At 50.2% G+C, this 17693-nt stretch carries 15 protein-coding genes; 14 read left to right on the top strand and 1 reads right to left on the bottom strand.

Annotated features, from left to right (window positions below):
• Window positions 1–52 precede the first annotated feature (52 nt).
• Window positions 53–1161, bottom strand: a protein-coding gene (locus DFER_RS11405; protein WP_222837289.1) for an IS3 family transposase whose coding sequence is annotated in 2 segments (ribosomal slippage) — window positions 53–912 and window positions 912–1161 — 1110 coding nt in all. Because the reading frame shifts where the segments join, the coding sequence is not laid out codon by codon here.
• Between the two features lie 173 nt (window positions 1162–1334).
• On the opposite strand from DFER_RS11405, the gene DFER_RS11395 reads away from it, so the two are divergent.
• From DFER_RS11395 to DFER_RS11335, 14 genes are all read left to right on the top strand, one after another.
• The gene (locus DFER_RS11395) at window positions 1335–1940 is read left to right on the top strand and encodes a recombinase family protein (RefSeq protein WP_015811783.1); all 606 of its coding nucleotides are present in this window, start codon (window positions 1335–1337) and stop codon (window positions 1938–1940) included.
• Between the two features lie 5 nt (window positions 1941–1945).
• Entirely contained in the window at window positions 1946–2884 is a 939-nt protein-coding gene (locus DFER_RS11390; RefSeq protein WP_015811782.1) for a DUF3800 domain-containing protein, read from the top strand.
• Complete coding sequence (locus DFER_RS11385) at window positions 2865–3104, top strand: hypothetical protein (RefSeq protein ID WP_041734989.1); 240 nt, start codon at window positions 2865–2867, stop codon at window positions 3102–3104. The genes DFER_RS11390 and DFER_RS11385 overlap by 20 nt, the downstream gene beginning before the upstream one ends.
• 180 nt (window positions 3105–3284) lie before the next feature.
• Entirely contained in the window at window positions 3285–4190 is a 906-nt protein-coding gene (locus tag DFER_RS11380; protein ID WP_015811781.1) for a hypothetical protein, read from the top strand.
• Window positions 4191–4882: 692 nt separating this feature from the next.
• Window positions 4883–5437, top strand: a complete 555-nt coding sequence (locus DFER_RS11370; RefSeq protein ID WP_015811779.1) for a hypothetical protein — start codon at window positions 4883–4885, stop codon at window positions 5435–5437.
• A 1014-nt stretch (window positions 5438–6451) separates the two neighbouring features.
• Complete coding sequence (locus DFER_RS11365; protein ID WP_015811778.1) at window positions 6452–7330, top strand: SDR family oxidoreductase; 879 nt, start codon at window positions 6452–6454, stop codon at window positions 7328–7330.
• 80 nt (window positions 7331–7410) lie between these two features.
• The gene (locus DFER_RS29210) at window positions 7411–7695 is read left to right on the top strand and encodes a trehalase-like domain-containing protein (protein WP_050774685.1); all 285 of its coding nucleotides are present in this window, start codon (window positions 7411–7413) and stop codon (window positions 7693–7695) included.
• Between the two features lie 57 nt (window positions 7696–7752).
• Window positions 7753–8868, top strand: a complete 1116-nt coding sequence (locus tag DFER_RS29205) for a glycoside hydrolase family 15 protein (RefSeq protein WP_050774684.1) — start codon at window positions 7753–7755, stop codon at window positions 8866–8868.
• Between the two features lie 45 nt (window positions 8869–8913).
• Entirely contained in the window at window positions 8914–9120 is a 207-nt protein-coding gene (locus DFER_RS29200; protein WP_050774683.1) for a glycoside hydrolase family 15 protein, read from the top strand.
• Between the two features lie 115 nt (window positions 9121–9235).
• On the top strand, window positions 9236–9814 hold the full coding sequence (locus DFER_RS11355) for an RNA polymerase sigma factor (protein WP_015811777.1): 579 nt from the start codon (window positions 9236–9238) through the stop codon (window positions 9812–9814).
• Between the two features lie 114 nt (window positions 9815–9928).
• On the top strand, window positions 9929–11011 hold the full coding sequence (locus DFER_RS11350; RefSeq protein WP_015811776.1) for a FecR family protein: 1083 nt from the start codon (window positions 9929–9931) through the stop codon (window positions 11009–11011).
• 262 nt (window positions 11012–11273) lie between these two features.
• On the top strand, window positions 11274–14522 hold the full coding sequence (locus DFER_RS11345) for a TonB-dependent receptor (protein WP_041736380.1): 3249 nt from the start codon (window positions 11274–11276) through the stop codon (window positions 14520–14522).
• 12 nt (window positions 14523–14534) lie between these two features.
• Window positions 14535–16232 carry a RagB/SusD family nutrient uptake outer membrane protein gene (locus tag DFER_RS11340; protein ID WP_015811774.1) on the top strand — a complete coding sequence of 566 codons (1698 nt, stop codon included), beginning with the start codon at window positions 14535–14537 and terminating at the stop codon, window positions 16230–16232.
• A gap of 65 nt (window positions 16233–16297) precedes the next feature.
• The gene (locus tag DFER_RS11335; RefSeq protein ID WP_143828718.1) at window positions 16298–17653 is read left to right on the top strand and encodes a glycoside hydrolase family 28 protein; all 1356 of its coding nucleotides are present in this window, start codon (window positions 16298–16300) and stop codon (window positions 17651–17653) included.
• Window positions 17654–17693 lie beyond the last annotated feature (40 nt).

The following is a 17693-nucleotide window of genomic DNA, read 5'->3' as shown; positions in this document are numbered from 1 at the left end:
TTGTCTCAAATTCCGTGCGTTTTATGAGAACAGGTTGTAAGTACCCCGTTTCTCAGACAGTCATTTGGTGGTGAATTTTCTTTTTCACCAGCGATTCCTTCCATTCAAATGGTGTCAAATTGCCCAGTCCTTCATGTGGTCGTCGCTGGTTATATTCTTCAATCCATTCCGCGGTTAATTGCCTGACCTGATCCAGGTCGAAGAACAAATAAGCGTCTAATACAGCTTCTCTGTACAGTCGATTAAATCGTTCGATATAGCCATTTTGCGTTGGCTTGCCTGGCTGTATAAATTTGGCTTCAATGCCTTTTTCCTCACACCAGATCGTGAAATTTCCGGAAGTGAATTCCGGTCCGTTGTCCGATCTGATCGCCATTGGGAATCCTCTGCTTTCTCCAATACGGTTCAAAGTCCTAATGATCCGCTTCGCGGAAAGTGAAGTATCGATTTCTATGGCCAATGCCTCACGTGAGCAGTCGTCAATGACGTTGAACGTTCGGAATTTGCGGTTGCCGACCATACTGTCGCTCATAAAATCGACACTCCAAACTTCATTCACCTGCGCTGGCTGAGCTAAAGGTTGCCTAACCCGATCGGGTAATCGCCGCTTCCCCTTTCGCCTCTTATTCAGCTTCAAAACTTGATAAATGCGGTGAACTCGCTTATGATTCCATGGCTTACCTGATCTTCGCAGGTAGGCAAACAGCTTTCTAAACCCGTATGAAGGGTGTTTGAATGCCAAGTCCTGCAACGACTCAATTACCTCAGAATCATCCTTCTTACTGCTGTAATAATATTGAGAGCGAACAAGGCTAACGATTTTACAGGCTCTGCTCACAGCGATATCGTGCTCGCGAACAATCTCCTCTGTCAATTCCCTTTTTGCGGCAGAGCCCAGCCCTTTTTTACGAAAATCTCTTTGAGTATTTGGTTATCCAGGCTCAGGTCCGCGAACATCTTTTTGAGCCGGGAATTCTCTTCCTCCAAATCCTTAAGCCTTTTGACGTCGGAAGCTTCCATGCCTCCATACCGACTCTTCCAATTGTAAAAAGTGGCCTCAGAAATGCCATGCTGCCGACAAATCTCCTTGGTTGGGATGCCTGCTTCCTGCTGCTTGAGGATCGAAACGATCTGCGTCTCTGTGAATCTGGTCTTTTTCATCAGTTTAAAATTAAGGTTTAATCTCTAATTTCAAACTGTCTGTCGTTTCGGGATACTTACAAGGTGACATATCAACCTACTATGTATTTAGTTATAGGAATCTGTCTTAAATCTTTATCTCATATTTCTATGTCTTATCTTCTATCTTTGGTTGAATAAGTGAGACAATTGATATGATTTTCGGATATGCCCGGGTTTCGACCCAAGACCAAAACTTGAACCTGCAAATCGACGACTTGAAAAAGTGCGGTTGTGACCGGATCTTTCGGGAAAAGGTGTCTTCGGTCAAAGAAAGGCCCGAGCTCAACAAGCTGCTCGACACGGCCAGGGCAGGGGACACCATCATCGTTTGGAAACTTGACCGGCTCGGACGGTCGTTGAAAGACCTGATCCATCTGATCACTGAATTTCAGCAGAAGCAGATCGGGTTCCGGAGCCTGAACGATGCGATCGATACGACGACTGCGCAAGGCCGTTTGATCTTCAACATTTTTGCATCCCTGGCAGAGTTTGAGCGTGACCTGATCCGGGAACGGACGAAGGCCGGCCTTTCAGCTGCACGCGCCAGGGGTAGGATGGGAGGGAAGCCCAAAGGCCTGAGCAAAGCCGCAATGTCCAAGGCGCATGCCGCCAAAGCACTCTACGATAAAAAGGATAAGACTGGGAAAGAGATCGGAAGGGTCTTAGGTATCAGCAGGGCTACTGTCTACCGGTACATTAAAGAGATCGAGCAGCAACAGCGGTCGGTCAATGAAAAACAATCCTCAGAGCAAAAATAATTATCATGCAGCAAACCGTCGCCTTCCTGTCCGAATGGGGTAACGACACCCTTGATTTTTCTAAGCGTGGGGCCGACGTGCCTACTACGCACTTTATCGTTACAGCACTCATTGTAAACAAAGAAGATATAGCCCTTGTAAAGCGGGTCCTACAAGCCGTGCGCGACCGGCACTTCTCGGGCGCTGTCATTGATTCTGAGATTACAGGTACCAACCACCAAAAGCGACAAGAGGTCCTGGAAGACATGGACGAAGCACCGTTCAAAGTATTCTCGGTCATTGTCGACAAGCGGCAATTGATAGGAGAGGGGCTGCGTTACAAAGGCTCATTTTACAAATTCCTTCACAGCCTGGCCGACAGGGAGCTGTTCCGGCTGCTGCCAAATCTTGAATTAGTAAGTAGCAAATTGGGCGACAACACGTTCATGACAGGGTTTGTCAAGTACATAGAGCAGAACCATATTTCAAATTTGTTCAGTGAATCCACATTTGGGTTCGTAGGATTTGAAAACAATGATTTGGTCCAGGCAGCGGCTTACATCGCAGGAACACTCGCGCGCTGCTATGACGAAACGGTCATCACCGACCAGCGGGGCGATTTCATTGAGCTGCTCCGGCGCAAATTGATCTCTATCCAGTTTTTTCCAGACTCCTTCGGTAACAGTCCGGCAACCGTGCCAGCAAGCGGCGGGGATTACAATGAGATGCTGGCCACATTAAGTATCAATCTGGCTAATGATTTTCTGCACCGCAAATCATTGAGCCCCGTTCCGCAGGTGAAAGACCAGGTAAGCTGTTTAGGATATCTGTTATTTCATTTCCGGCACATTAACCCCACCCGCTACATTACAAGTTTTGAATTAATAGAACATATCAAAGCAAGGACTGGGAAGAAAGTTTCCCTTCATTATTTTTCAGACAAAGGTGATAGCCCAGCTTCGTGACGCCGGCGTGCTGATCGCAAGCAGTTCGCGCGGGTATAAGTTGCCGGCAAGTCAGGGAGATCTTTATGACTTCGTCAGCCACAGCAACACGATCATCGCGCCGATGCTATCCAGGGTGAAGCGGTTCCACGACCAGGTCCATATGGCTACCTCAGGCAAAATCGATATTTTGGAACATGACGAGTTTTCGCTGATACGCAAGGTTATTGTTGATATCTAAATCTGTATTAAATGAAATACTAGCCTCTAAAAGAACTGGTCAGTCGATGCAAGGCATTCTGGGCTATTTTTGATGTGATGGGCATTTTCTGGATATTTTGCCAACAAGAAACCATTTTGAATAGTCATATCGTTTTTCTATTGTTGTAGAGTAAATTCCTTCCAATTTTTTGTGTCAATCATGAAACTCACTCTACCTTTATTTGTGATTCTTACATCCATATTTCTTCTTGGCTGTCCAGAGAAGAATGAAGATTCGATCAAGCCTGACCCGGCCACTGTTACCCCAGCAAAAGGTGACACTATAACAAGTTTGCGAATCAGTTGGGTAGGGGAACAATTTTTCTTCGGTCCTCGGGCGTTTACGAATGCAGTCGACATAATAGAGTATTTCAATTTGATCTATTTACCCAGTAATGACAAAAGCACTTGGTTTCGGTTACCGATAACAACAGACCAGTTTTGCGATAGTTCAAACTTTGACTGCGGTAATAGAGGGAATGTCAAGATCGCATTCGAAGATTTCGATGTCGAGTCCAAAACGCTTCCAAATGATAAATACCTAGTAAGTTCAGGTGCTATCTTTTATCCAACTAAAGGTTCTAAGATTGTAATCTCAACCATTGATGGGAAGCCGTTTTTCAAAGCAAAGACTGCTTCAAAAAACTACAGCGTCAACAAGATTGAATTCGTAGTCGATGTTCCACTTGATGTCAACCAGACATCGCAGATCGCGGCTCGTTTAGCACCTGCGCAAGGAATTTATAAAAGCAGGGTATTCCCAGCAGCTCCAACAGCATTTGAACGATATTGGGCAGATCCATCAATTGCTCTTCCCAAAGAGTATGGTAGCTTTAATATTGATTTTTTGGACAAATTTAAAGGTGGCACAATGCAGCTATTCAGTTCACGTCGAACAAAAACAGAATTACTTGCTCTCTTGAAAAAAGCTGCTGAAAATAAGTATTCCATAGTGCGTAAATGGACAAATGGACCAGCAACACCGGACAACAATCTGGTCATTGATTTCTCGGTGGTGACGACTTTGAACAATGAGCCAACGCAAAGATTTGAGATTCTAAAATAAAGCTGGCTGGCGTCTTTAAATCGACACAATTGTATAATTTACAGTTATGTTAAGTGCGAGTGCGTTGCACTCCCAAAATATTGATTCTTTATCCCTAAAAAGAGAATGTCGCGGCACTTGGGGCTACGATGCCGAATTTACGCCCGATAACCTGGCCAGTCACAAGCCAATCCAATAAATGGGATAAAGGTCGCCCTCCACAATTCACTAGTAGGCCGAACGGCAAGATGTTGTCATCCAAGTTGCAAATGAAGCGGCATGTCCTTTTTGATGGAGCTGGCACCGAGCTCCGCACAGTGGGTCAACAAATCAGTGGCCGCCCGTCAGTAGGCGCACGGGTATTGGGGTTGCAGATCGCAGGCACTAAAAATTCCAGGAAGCGTGCCGGTCGTCGGACCGACCACCAACGCCGGTAGCTCCGCTACTTTTAGAATCAGTTCATTCATAATTTTGCTGTCGTTATACAACTGATAAAGGACGTTATCATATACAAAAAATCTACTCTGAACTTGGGCTTCCATCGACAATCGATCGGGCAATACAAAGGATAACCAAGTATTGAATACTGCAAATGATCCGTCAGAGATCAGAGCTGTTAAAAATGAAAATCGGGCACGTTCTATTGAGAAGATTCCGTTAAGAACAACCTATGGCGGAGAGAAAATTGACCCCAAGCTATTAAAAGAATAGATATGAAATTAGTTCGACGATTGACAATACTTTTCCAGATTATGGTTTGCAGTTGTTCTCAAATGGCAGACCAGGGGAAAATTCCCGACGAATATGTCAGTGTATTGGCAGAGGGGGATTTCAAAATTCCGTCTCGGCGAAACTTTGACATCCTGTTTTTCCGTTCTAATGATAAAAGGATCGTTGAAACGTCGGTAGATGCCTTGCATTCTATTTATCGAGCTGGTTTTGAAACAGAATTTGACCATTATTCAGATTTTTTGTCTGAATCACTGAATGGCAACTTTGAAATTCCACGAGAGTTTTTTGATGGACGTCAGGCCTACCCCTTTATACCTGAAGCAGATGTAATCGAAATTTTTGAACATTCTAGCTCTGATGAATTTGCTGCCCGGTTTTGTGACCAAGATAGTTCTGGGACTTTTACACTCAAAGATTCAATTCCTGACACAAGCAATACATATATACGTACAGTTCTGTATTGCATGTTTTTGAAGGGCTTCGAAATTCACCCGGTTGACTCAAAAAAGAGCTTTATTATAAAGCCAATGATTTAGTATTGGAGCAAGTATGGCTTCAACGATGGCAATTGACCACGATTTAGTTAATTCAGCCAGCTAGCTGGACAAAGTTCGGAGAAATTATTGAGCGTAAGCCTACTTGGTGACTTCCCGGCAAACGAGACGCTAGTAATTAGATAATTCGGTGGGGTATTGAGCTCCTTCACATTTTATTGATCAGAGCTAAGATTCCGGGTATTGGCAATTAAGGCGTTTAGACCATAGTCTAAACGCCTGTTGTCTACAAGCCTTAGCACTGGTGCAGAACAATATCGCATCGCCTCGAGATACGATAAAATCGGTTATACAACGAATGGTATTGCCCTGAAATAGCCTGACATTAATTCATGATCAAATGTATTACAGTTATTTAAGAGGATTGACATAGCGGTGCCTCCGCGAGCGCTGCTCTTCGTAACGCCTTACGTTCTGGATTCGGGTATCTCACTCGTACCTGACCTGACTGCGGCGACTGCAAAAAAATCATTTTCTGGCAGCCATACGACAAGAAGTTATCCTCGTAGCGCATGTACAATAAATCCGACTCTGAAAGCACATCCTGACGGGCACCGCATCAATTCTGGAAGATTGGTAGTAACTTTGGTGGGAAAGTTTGGGTATCTAGCCCTATGTCCAACCTTGGTGGGTTATTCAGCGAAAAGGCAGACCTAAACTCTTATTTATTATATTATTCGACTTGCTCTTCTACGATTCGCGCAGGATTATGTATTTTTGTTTGTCGGCTCAATCTGGTGAGCACTTCGGTGAGCAAATTTTATAGGTCATTCTAATTGCTTGATAATCATATGGGGTAGGGGAGGAGTTCGACTCCCTCCATCTCCACTCTAATTATTTCAAATTTTGTTAGATGCCCGTAATTCAATGAGTTACGGGCATTTGCTTTTTGCTCCAGGGATCGGGCCACCGATATTAATGCGTTGCCGGATTAGGATGGCAAGGTTTTGTTGACAAACCAGTAAAAATTCATCAAACATCCGAAAAAGACCGATTATGCTTGAAAATCCAGTTACAAAATATCCACAACCCCCATTCAATAAACAGCCACAACCAATGCCGGGCCTCGCATCCAAAATGGACCCCGTTCCCGACCATGGCGAAAAATCATACAAAGGTTCAGGTCGGCTGGCTGGCAGGAAAGCGCTGATTACCGGCGGAGATTCCGGGATTGGGCGGGCGGCCGCAATCGCTTATGCACGTGAAGGGGCCGATGTCGCTATCAATTACCTGCCCGATGAACAGTCCGATGCAGACGAAGTGATTGCGCTCATTCAGGCTGAGGGTAGAAAAGCGATCGCTATTCCCGGAGACATTACCAGCGAGGCTTTTTGTAAAGAACTCGTTAGCCAGGCAGTTGAACAGCTCGGCGGGCTGGATATTCTGGTCAACAATGCAGGCCGTCAGCAGGCAGTCGATTCACTGCTTGACATCACTTCCGAAAGTTTCGACGCCACGATCAAAACGAACATCTACGCGCCATTCTGGATTACCAAGGCGGCATTGCCGCATCTCGCTACGGGTGCGGTGATCATTGCCACTTCTTCTGTTCAGGCCTACGACCCGTCGGAAAATCTGTTTGACTATGCGCAGACCAAAGCCGCGAATGTAGCTTTTGTTAAATCGCTGGCCAAGCAATTGGGACCCAAGGGCATCCGTGTAAATGGTGTTGCACCGGGCCCGGTATGGACGCCGCTGCAAACGAGCGGTGGTCAGCCTCAGGACAAAATTGTTGAATTCGGAAAAGCTGCCCCATTGGGAAGGCCCGGCCAACCGGCTGAATTGGCTTCGATATATGTACAGCTGGCCGACCCCAATGCCAGTTATGCCACCGGCCAAATCTACGGATCTGCCGGAGGAAGCGGGCATCCGTAATGTGTAAATCTTTCTGAAAACCACAGCAAGCATGGCCTCACAGGTTGTGCTTGCTGCTTTAAAATGCCAAAATCTCTCTTATGAGACAACCTGATATCGTTTCACTAGCCGTGATCAGCGACCGCCATACATGCGCATTACCTGACCGGGACGGAACAATCAGCTGGTATTGTCCCGGTGCCTTCGACCAGCCAGCAGTTTTTTCCTCGCTTATCGATGAAGAAAAAGGAGGTTACTGGGATATCAATGCGGAAGGGAAAAATTTTGTTACGCGAAGGTTCGACGGCCGGAGCAGCGTCCTGTACACGACATTCTCGGTCCCGAATGGCGAGTTTCACCTGACTGACTTTATGCCTTTGCACTGATTTAGCGGAATTTGCAGGCTGACGGGCCCCACGCCGGTTGACATTTACGGCACGCTATTGCTAAGAGAAAATTATGGTCTGGACCCGGCAGCGCTTTCGGTCGTTGATCCGCATACTATTGAGTTCAAATCCAATGGATTATGGATACATGGGTCGCATGAGCTGATCCTGGATGGACAGGTGGTCACATACCGCGTGCCCGCCGGGGAGGAAGGATGGGTTGCATTGATTGACGCTGCCGTAATCAGCAAGCAGCAAATGGATCATGCATTGCAATCGACTTTGACAAAATGGGACGAGATCGAAGATTACATTAAATACGAAGGCCCTTACGAAAAAGAGGTGTGCAGTTCGCTGCGCGCATTACAGCAATTGGTGTATGAACCTACGGGCGGAATTGTTGCTGCCCCGACGGTCGGCCTGCCGGAAGTGATAGGAGGTAAGCGAAACTATGACTACCGGTACGTGTGGATGCGTGATGCGGCATTAATTACCTCCGGGCTGGTCGGCCTTGAAACCAACGGGGAGGTTGAGCGTAAGTTCCTGTCATTTGTCGCGGGCGCGAGAAAGAGGAGCGGGTTATCGCATGTGCCGTGCTTTTATGGAATTGACCAAACGATTCGTAAAGAGGCGTTCACTTTGCCGCTTCGGGGGTACGGCGGCAGTGTGCCGGCCATCATCGGAAACACCGCTGCCAATCAGTTTCAGCTCGATGCGGAATCGCATATTCTGTTAGCCTGCAACTGGATTTATCAAAAATATGGCAGTAAAATAGAATGGGACACTGCCGAGGCAATAGCCGACTACATTTGCGAGAACTGGGAGCGAAAGGATAACGGTATTTGGGAGGAAGAGCAACAGCAGCATTATACGACCAGCAAAGCATTTGCTGCGCGGGCGCTTGAAGTGATGGCACCTTACCAATCCGACCTGCATACAGCATCGCGATGGCTGGAAAATGCCCGGCTTATCCGTGCTTTTATCAATGATCATTGTCTTACCAGCGAAGGCGCCTATGCGGTTCACCCCGGGTCGGAGGATGTTGATATCACTTGCGCTTTGTTTGCGCCATTTGGTTTTGATGATCCCGGCAGCCCGGTATTAAAAAACACCGTCCTGGCAATTGAAGATCGATACCGGGAAGGTGCGCTTTACCGCAGGCATTTATTGTAATTTGATTCAGCCAAGGAAGGCGTTTTTCTGGCAGCCAGCTGTTGGATGGCGCACTACTATGCATTGGCCGGCGATCTGGGAAAGTCAAAGACAATACTGGATGCGGTGCTGGGCTGCGCCAACGATCTGGGCTATTTCAGCGAAGAGATGGATCTGAAAACGAACACGATGCTCGGTAACTTCCCGCAGACATTCGTGCATTCTTCCTTTATCTGTGCAGTCAATGGTTACAAAGGAGCTATGACGAGTTGAAAATAGTTATTTGCTCGTATCGGTAGTAACTATTATAAAAATTATAAGAAAAAGCATAGTAGTTAAGGGCAAATCCCGCTTTTGACCGTCAAACTCTCTGATAGCGGAAAAAGATTTGCAACGGGATATCGACATATGGAATGCGTTTCGGTCGGGGGACAAAGACGCTTTTGCGACGATTTATGCGTTGTATTTCGATGCATTGTATTCCTACGGCAAGCGTTTTATCGCCGATGAAACCCGCGTGGAGGACGCTATTCAGGACCTTTTCATCAACCTCTGGCGCAGTCACGCCAATGTGTCCCCGGTAGATAATATCAAGTTCTACCTCTTCCGCAGCCTTCGCCGCGACATCTACCGCATCACCGAAAAGGAGAAAAATTTCCCGAAAGTGGAGCTGGACGCTTTCCTGCACGAGTACGACCTTCCCGGCGAGGAGCACAGCATTCACGACGAGGAAAAAGAGCTCACCCAAAAGCTCGCAGCGGTGCTTCAAAACCTCCCCAAACGCCAGCTGGAAGCGATTACGCTGCGCTATTACGAAAATTTTAGCATCAGCGAAATCGCCGAAATCATGGACGTTTCCGACAAAACCGTCCGCAACACGCTCCACAATTCCCTGACCTTGCTCCGCAAAAATTCCCGCCTTTTCTACACGGTTTTCGAGCTGGCGCTGGCTTTTATCTGGCATTGATGCCGCGTTTCCGCACGATCAGCCACATTTATCAGCTTTTTGGAAAAAAATATTAAAATTCTTTGGGTCAACCCGGATTAAGCCTCCTTTGTATGTATATAATGCAAAAGTGAGATGGCGAACAACTACGGTGACTTCAAGGCTGAGGATTTTTTAAGGGACGATCGCTTCCGCCGCTGGATGGTTTCCGGCGGGGACGAAGAGGCCGGTTTCTGGGCGGATTTTCAGCAGCAATATCCTCATCAATCCGGTGAGCTCAGGCTGGCGCGGTCGCTGTGGGCGTCGCTGCATGAAATGCGCGAGCAGCCGGAGCCGGGGCTTCGCGAAAAAGTGTGGGCGAATGTGGCCGGAGCGTTGGACGAGGCCGGGCCGGAAATGATGATCGAACGCCCCGCGCGGCCATTGTACCGCTGGTGGATGGCCGCCGCCGCGATATTAATCGTGGGCGGACTGGCGTGGAATTTTCGCGGGACGTTTAGGGACGAACCGTTAGTGTACCGCGAGCAAGTTGACGTAGCCAGCGTTCCATTAAAAGAAGAAGTCAATGTAAGCGCCAAACAGCATACCATCCGGCTCGTCGATGGTTCCACGGTGGAGCTGAAATCCGGCAGCAAGCTCAGCTATTCCAATTTTTCCGGCAATGAAAGGGTGGTGTATCTCGACGGGGAGGGCTATTTCGATGTGGCTAAAAATCCCGCTAAACCATTCATTGTGTACGCGGGGCGCATTGTTGTGCAAGTGGTGGGTACCAGCTTTCGTGTGACTTCCAACACGGGCAAAATCAAAAGCCGGGTGGCGGTGACGTCGGGTAAAGTGAAAGTGTTTGCTGCCGGGAGGGCAGGGAAAGGTAAAGAACCCGTGTTCCTCATTCCGAACCAGCAGGTGGTGTTCGATGCAAATACCCAGGCATTTGCGAAAGGGCTTGTCGATCAGCCCGTTCAGGTGAGTGGTACAGGCCAGGTGAAGGAGTTTTTCTTTGACAATACTTCCGTAGAAAATGTTCTTCATACCATCGAAACGGCCTACGGCGTGACGATCCGCCACGATAATGCGGCCTTTGCGTCGTGCAAACTCACCGCGCCGCTGGGCGATATGCCGATGTTCCGAAAGCTGGACATTATCTGCCAGACGGTAGGCGCTACCTATGAAGTATTCGGGACTGAAATAGTCATTACAGGAGGCGATTGCGACCTCTGACCAAGCTAAACTAAAATTCAACCCAAGAACCCCAGCACCATGACCAGACATTAGCCCCATTTAACCCAAAAACAAAAAACCGGAAGCGCTGCCACGCGTCCGGTCCTGACTGATTCCCCAACCATCGCGAAATGACTTTCCTGCCAGGCAATGCCCGCGGCAGGAACCGGGAATCCTATGTTTCATTTCAAAACATTTAAAACAAAACACGGGTAAAAATATGCAAAAGTTTTTCAACACGGTCCCCAAACCGTTGCACATCATGAAAATACTAGGTGTTCCCATATTTATCCTCCTCTCGCTGGCGACGCTCGCCTTTGCCAGCGACGGAAGTGCGCAGGATTTGATGAAAAGAACCGTGACGGCGCAGTTCAGCAACCGCGAGATTTCAAAGGCGCTGACGATGATCGGGCACAAGGCCAATGTGAAATTCACCTACCTCCCCGGCATTTTCCCGCCGGACGCGAAGGTGTCGGTGAAAGTAAAGAACGAATCGCTCGAAAACGTGCTCCGCGACCTTTTGGAGCCTTATAACATCGGTTACCAGACGAGCGGGGATTTTATCATTCTCCGGAAAAACAACTCCGGTGCCAAGCCTGGCCCGAAAGACGAAGCCCGTGTACACCAGGATATTACGGTAAGCGGCAAAGTGACCGACGATAAAGGCGAAGCCCTGCCAGGCGTGAGCATTATCCTCAAAGGCACTCAGCGCGGCACGGTAACGGACGTGGACGGCGGCTTTACATTCAATATCCCCGACCAGTCGGCGGTGCTGGTGTTCAGCTACGTGGGTTACTCGCAGAAAGAGGTGACCGTAGGCAGCCAGACGACTTTCAATGTGCAGCTTGCCAATGACAACAAGGTGCTGGAAGAGGTGGTCGTGGTGGGTTATGGGGCTATTAAAAAAGCGGATGTGACGGGAGCGATCGCTTCGGTGGACAATACTAAAATCGCCCGCGCAGCCACGCCCGACGCTACCGGCGCATTGCAGGGACAAATGCCGGGTGTGGTGGTGGTGAAAAACGTAGGCAAGCCGGGGAGCGGTTATAATATCAATATCCGCGGTATCAGCTCTATCGGCGGCTCCAATTCGCCCCTGTACGTGATCGACGGCATTCCCTCGACGACGGGTATCAACGAACTCAACCCGGCCGACATCGAGAAAATCGACATTCTGAAAGATGCTTCTGCGACGGCCATTTACGGCTCGCGCGGGGCGAAAGGCGTGGTGATCGTGACCACCAAACGCGGGAAATCGGGCAAGACGACCATTTCCTACGACGCCTATGCCGGCGTACGCACGCCCACGAACCTGCCCGAGATGTTCGACGGCCAGGAATATGTAGCCTTCCGCACCGAGATGTTCAAAGCACAGGGCAAGGATATTTCCCGCAACAATGCAGCGTTCTTCACACCCGACCAATGGCGGAATATCGACGAAGGCAAGTTTACCGACTGGCCGAAGCTGATCCTCAAAAACGGCCTGCAAATGAACCACAACATTACCGCCAGCGGCGGCGATGAGAAAACCCGCTTCGCTATCAGCGCGGGGCTTTTGCAGGAAGACGGGAATGTGAAACCCGAAAGCTTCAAGCGCTACACTCTCCGCGGTAATGTAGACCGCCAGATTACCGACAAATGGAAAGCGGGTTTGAATATTTATTTTTCCCAAAACCTGCAAAACCTCGGCAGCTCCGAAGCGCTGCGCTCGGCTTACCGCCTGCCGCCGATGACCTACCCGTACGACGAAACCGGCGCGCCCGCATTCCGTGTGTACACGACGAATGCAGTGACCAACCCGACGTTCGACCAGGAAAATGAGATCCGTCAGGTGCGCAATGCCCGCACATTCGGGAATATTTTCGTGCAGTTCGAGCCGGTGAAAGGCGTGACTTTGAAATCGACCATCTCGCCGAATTACTCTACCGAGAGAAGTGGATTTTACTTTGGCCCGCTGTCCAAGCAAAGCCTCGGCGGCTCGGTACCGACGCAGGCCGGCAATGCCAGCAGCGAGCAGCTTACGTGGGTGTGGGATAATCAGGCCACTTACGACCGGCAGTTCGGCGAGCATAAGCTCACCGCCACCATCGTGCAAAGCATGCAGAAGGACCGCATCGAAACCAGCAACATTACCGTGGACGGCATTCCGTACAAATCGCTCTGGTACAACCTGGCGACCGGCGGCCGGGTGCTGGCTTACGGCTCGAACTACACCAAAACGACGCTGGCTTCGGCAATGGGCCGGGTGAATTACAGTTTCAAAGACAAATACCTGCTCACCGCCACCGGCCGTTGGGACGGCTCTTCGCGCTTAGCGGAAGGTAACCAGTGGGGTTTCTTCCCGTCGGCTTCGGTCGCGTGGAGACTGTCGGAGGAACAGTTTATCAAACAAATACACCAGATCACCGACCTCAAACTGCGCGTGAGCTACGGGGTGACCGGTAACGACCGCGTAAATGCCTATTCTACGCAGGCGGCATTGGGACAGACGTTCTATGATTTCGGCGGCAGTTTCGCGCAAGGCTACGCGCCTAACCAGCTTCCCAACAAGAACCTTACCTGGGAAACGACGCGGGAAGTGAATGTGGGCCTGGATTTCGGGTTTTTCAATAACCGCATTACGGGTAGCGTGGATGTGTATAACCGTTTGATCAACAACATCCTGCTGAGCCGTCAGCTCCCCGCGCCGTCGGGCTGGGGCTCTATTATGGATAATGTGGGCAAGCTGCGGAACAGGGGTATCGAGCTGGGTATCAGTTCGATTAATGTGGTTGCGGGCAAGTTCCAGTGGAAGACCGACATTGTTTTCGACTCCAACAAAAACCGCATCCTGGAACTGAACGGCGGCAAAAAGGACGACGTGGGTAACAGCCTGTTCATCGGCCAGCCGGTGCAGGTGAACTACAATTACGTGTTCGACGGCATCTGGCAGACCGCCGAGGCCGAAGCCTCGAAAAAATACAACCAGACGCCCGGCCAGATCCGCGTGAAAGACCTCGATGGCAACGGCGTGATCAATGCGGCCGACCGGCAGATCATCGGCAAGCGCGTTCCCAGCTGGACCGGTTCGCTTGGGAATACATTCCGCTACGGCAATTTCGACTTGTACATTCTCGTGTACACCCGCCGCGGCGAACAATACCAGAGCTCGTTCGATGCGACGCTGATGAACTACAACTCGGACTACAACCAGGTGAAGGTAGACTACTGGACGCCGGAGAACCCGTCGCAAACCTGGTTCCGTCCCGGCAATCCAGGCCCGTACACGGTGATCCCGACATTCCGCAAGGTGGATTTTACGCGCGTGGGCAACATTACGCTCGGTTATAACGTGCCTAACGGCCTTATTCAGCGCCTGAAAATCAGCAATCTGCGCGTGTACGCCACGGCTACTAACCCGCTGCTGTTCACCAAATATGAAGGTTTTGACCCCGAATGGCCTGCTACCAACACTTACGGCACGGCGGTGAGCACCTCGTCCTATCTTTTCGGCGTAAACCTGGCTTTTTAATTCCCGACATTTATGAAAAAGACATTATATATAGCAATGCTGGCGGCCGGAATGAGCCTGTCGTCCTGCCAGGACTTCCTCACCGAGGAAAATATCAGCGGCGTCACAAGCGAAAATTTTTATACGGATGCCGCAGGTTTTGAAAAACTGATCAATTCCTGCTATTCGTCGATGCGCGATGTGTACGAAACCGACCCGAAGCTTTTCTGCTGGGGCACCGACATCATCACCCGCGGCGAGATCGAGCCCGTGAGCGGTACCGTGGGCGACCGCGTGGTGCGCGCCACGCAGCTGAACGAGTACCGGACGCTTTCATCGGACAACTCGGCGGTGGAAGAGCTGTTTTCCAACCTGTACGCGGGCATTCAGCGATGCAACACGGCCATCAACAAGGCGGCCACGATCCCCGGCCTGACCGATGCCGCGCGCAGCAAGCGGGTAGGCGAGGTACGGTTTATCCGCGCTTACTACTATTATTTGCTGGCGGAGAATTTCGGGGGTGTGCCTATTGTAAAGGAGGAGATCAATACCGCTGTGACGCATTTCGAGCCGAATACCGAGCAGGCGGTTTATGATTTTATACTGGAAGATCTCAATGCGTCGGTGGCCAGTGTGGACGCAACTACGGCGGAGTTCGGGCGGGTGACGCAGGGCGCGGCGAAGCATTTGCTCTCGCTCGTGCACCTCACGCGCGGCTACAAGGCATTTGGCGGGTCGGCGGATTTCACCAAAGCCGCCCAATATGCCGAGGAGGTGATCGCAGGTGGTAACTACAAGCTGGTACCGGCATTTGCGGACGTTTTTAAATCCACCAACCAGCAGAACAGCGAGATCATTTTCTCGATCCAGTTTGACCCGATCAGCTTGAAAAACAAAACCATCGGCCACGGCCAGAACCTGTTTTTCGGCTGGCGCATTTTCCGCGAGCCTGGCTTCTACGATGGCGAATACCAGACTTACAGCCGCCGCACGAGCGATTTCATGCCGACGCAGTTTTTGTACACCTTGTATAATACTGCCAAAGACAGCCGCTACGACGGTACTTTCCTGAGCAAATTCTACGCGGTAAGGGATGATAAAATAGGGAATCAGCCAATCAAAAAGGGCGACCTGCGCTTCTATTTTCCTTACCCGGACCAGCCCTTTACCGCAGCCGACTCGGCAGCATTGAAACAGGCCAACCCGAATGTGGAAATCGTCCGTTTTGACAAATGGAAACAGGATTTCCAGGACATAGGTGGCGTTTTGAAATTTCCGATGATCAACAAGTTTTTCGATCCGCTCGCGAACTTCCCCGGCAACAACGAGCGGGCCTATTCCAGCACGCGCGACATCTATTTGTTCCGGTTGGCGGAAACGTATCTGCTCGCTGCGGAGGCTTATTTTAAATTAGGTCAAAAAGACAAAGCCGCTGAAAAACTGAATGTAGTGCGCCAGCGCGCCGCGGTAACCGGCCAAAGCCTGAACGTCACCGCCGCGAATGTGGACCTCGATTTCATCCTCGACGAGCGCGCCCGCGAGCTAGCAGGCGAGTACAAGCGCTGGCTCGACCTGAAACGCACGCACCGCCTCGACCGCGCATTCGAGCACAACCCGCTCACCAAACTGACGAACCCCGGCGGCGTGAGTGAGAAGTATTACCTGCGCCCCATTCCGCAGTCGGTCATCGACCGGGATACGGAAGGGTATCCGCAGAATCCAGAGTATTGATACGGTGAACCGGGCATGGCGCATTGTCGTTGTGCCCCGGTTTTAAATCACTAATGGAATATTTTATGACTCAAAAATTACGGTTACTCGTCGTCGCATTTGCATTGCTTGCCGTTGGTTCCCGCGCCGACGTGCCGGTGAAAAAGCTCAAAGTTCCGGCGCGTTTTGAGATGCCGGAGATTCTGGTACCCGATTTCAGCAGAGTGAAGCGCTTCCTTATTACCGATTTCGGCGCGGTGGCGGGCGATAAGGAAAAAATTTCCGGGGCGATCCGGCAGGCTATCGACGCGGCGAACCAGGCAGGCGGCGGCAAGGTGGTAGTACCTGCGGGCGAGTGGCTCACGGGAAAGGTGCATTTGAAAAGCAATGTGAACCTGCACCTGGACAAAGGTGCGGTGCTGCTATTTTCGGAAAAGCCGGAGGATTACCTGCCGGCGGTGCATTCGAGCTGGGAGGGCATTGAATGCTACAATTATTCGCCGCTGATTTATGCCTACCAATGCAAAAACGTGGCGATCACCGGCGAGGGCGAGGTGCGGGCGAAAATGGAGGTTTGGAAAGAATGGTTTGCCCGACCGAAACCCCATATGGAGAGCATTAAGCGGCTTTATAACCTCGCGCAGGACTACACGCCCGTGGAGCAGCGGCAGATGGTGAACGACACGGCGCATTTGCGGCCGCAGTTTATCCAGTTTAACCGGTGCGAAAATGTGCTGATGGAAGGCTTTACGGTCACCAATAGCCCATTCTGGACAATCCATCCCTACCTGTGCAAGAATGTCGTGATCAGCCGGTTGAAGGTATACGCGCACGGGCATAACAACGACGGCGTGGACCCCGAAATGAGCCAGAACGTGTTCATCACCGATTGCGTGTTCGACCAGGGCGATGATGCGATTGCCATCAAATCCGGCCGCAATCCGGAAGGCTGGCGGCTGAAAACGCCTTCGAAGAACATCGTGATCCGCAACCTGACGGTCAAAAACGGGCACCAATTGGTGGCGATCGGCAGCGAGCTTTCGGGCGGGATCGAAAATGTGGACATTTCGCAGTGCCAGGTGGTCGACGGCGCGAAGCTCAACCATTTGCTTTTTATTAAAACCAATGAAAGAATGGGGGGCTATGTCAAAAACATCTACGCCTCGAACCTGACCGCCGGGAAAATAGACCTGGGCGTGCTGGGCATCGAAACCGACGTACTTTACCAATGGCGCACGCTCGTACCGACCAAAATCCGCAAACTGACGCCGATCTCGGACATTTACCTGAGCAATATCTCAGTGAAGGACGTGAAGTTCGAGTCGCGCATTTTGGGGCAGAAAGAGCTGCCGGTTAAAAACGTATCGATGAAAAACATCACGACCGGCAAGGTGCAGGAACAAAAGGAAATCCACGAAAACGTCCTCGATTTTCAGCATTGAAAGCGGGGCGTGTTATGTCAGTTTTAATGAAAATTTTGCG

The sequence above is a fragment of the Dyadobacter fermentans DSM 18053 genome (assembly GCF_000023125.1).
In the GTDB taxonomy this organism is placed as follows: Bacteria; Bacteroidota; Bacteroidia; order Cytophagales; family Spirosomataceae; genus Dyadobacter; species Dyadobacter fermentans.
This window is presented reverse-complemented; position numbering and strand designations above follow the sequence as displayed.

Excerpts from the sequence above, each read along its gene's own strand:
- DFER_RS11395 (WP_015811783.1), top strand. The coding sequence starts at position 1,335 with ATGATTTTCGGATATGCCCGGGTTTCGACCCAAGACCAAAACTTGAAC.
- DFER_RS11390 (WP_015811782.1), top strand. The coding sequence starts at position 1,946 with ATGCAGCAAACCGTCGCCTTCCTGTCCGAATGGGGTAACGACACCCTT.
- DFER_RS11380 (WP_015811781.1), top strand. The coding sequence starts at position 3,285 with ATGAAACTCACTCTACCTTTATTTGTGATTCTTACATCCATATTTCTT.
- DFER_RS11370 (WP_015811779.1), top strand. The coding sequence starts at position 4,883 with ATGAAATTAGTTCGACGATTGACAATACTTTTCCAGATTATGGTTTGC.
- DFER_RS11365 (WP_015811778.1), top strand. The coding sequence starts at position 6,452 with ATGCTTGAAAATCCAGTTACAAAATATCCACAACCCCCATTCAATAAA.
- DFER_RS29210 (WP_050774685.1), top strand. The coding sequence starts at position 7,411 with ATGAGACAACCTGATATCGTTTCACTAGCCGTGATCAGCGACCGCCAT.
- DFER_RS29200 (WP_050774683.1), top strand. The coding sequence starts at position 8,914 with ATGGCGCACTACTATGCATTGGCCGGCGATCTGGGAAAGTCAAAGACA.
- DFER_RS11350 (WP_015811776.1), top strand. The coding sequence starts at position 9,929 with ATGGCGAACAACTACGGTGACTTCAAGGCTGAGGATTTTTTAAGGGAC.
- DFER_RS11345 (WP_041736380.1), top strand. The coding sequence starts at position 11,274 with ATGAAAATACTAGGTGTTCCCATATTTATCCTCCTCTCGCTGGCGACG.
- DFER_RS11340 (WP_015811774.1), top strand. The coding sequence starts at position 14,535 with ATGAAAAAGACATTATATATAGCAATGCTGGCGGCCGGAATGAGCCTG.
- DFER_RS11335 (WP_143828718.1), top strand. The coding sequence starts at position 16,298 with ATGACTCAAAAATTACGGTTACTCGTCGTCGCATTTGCATTGCTTGCC.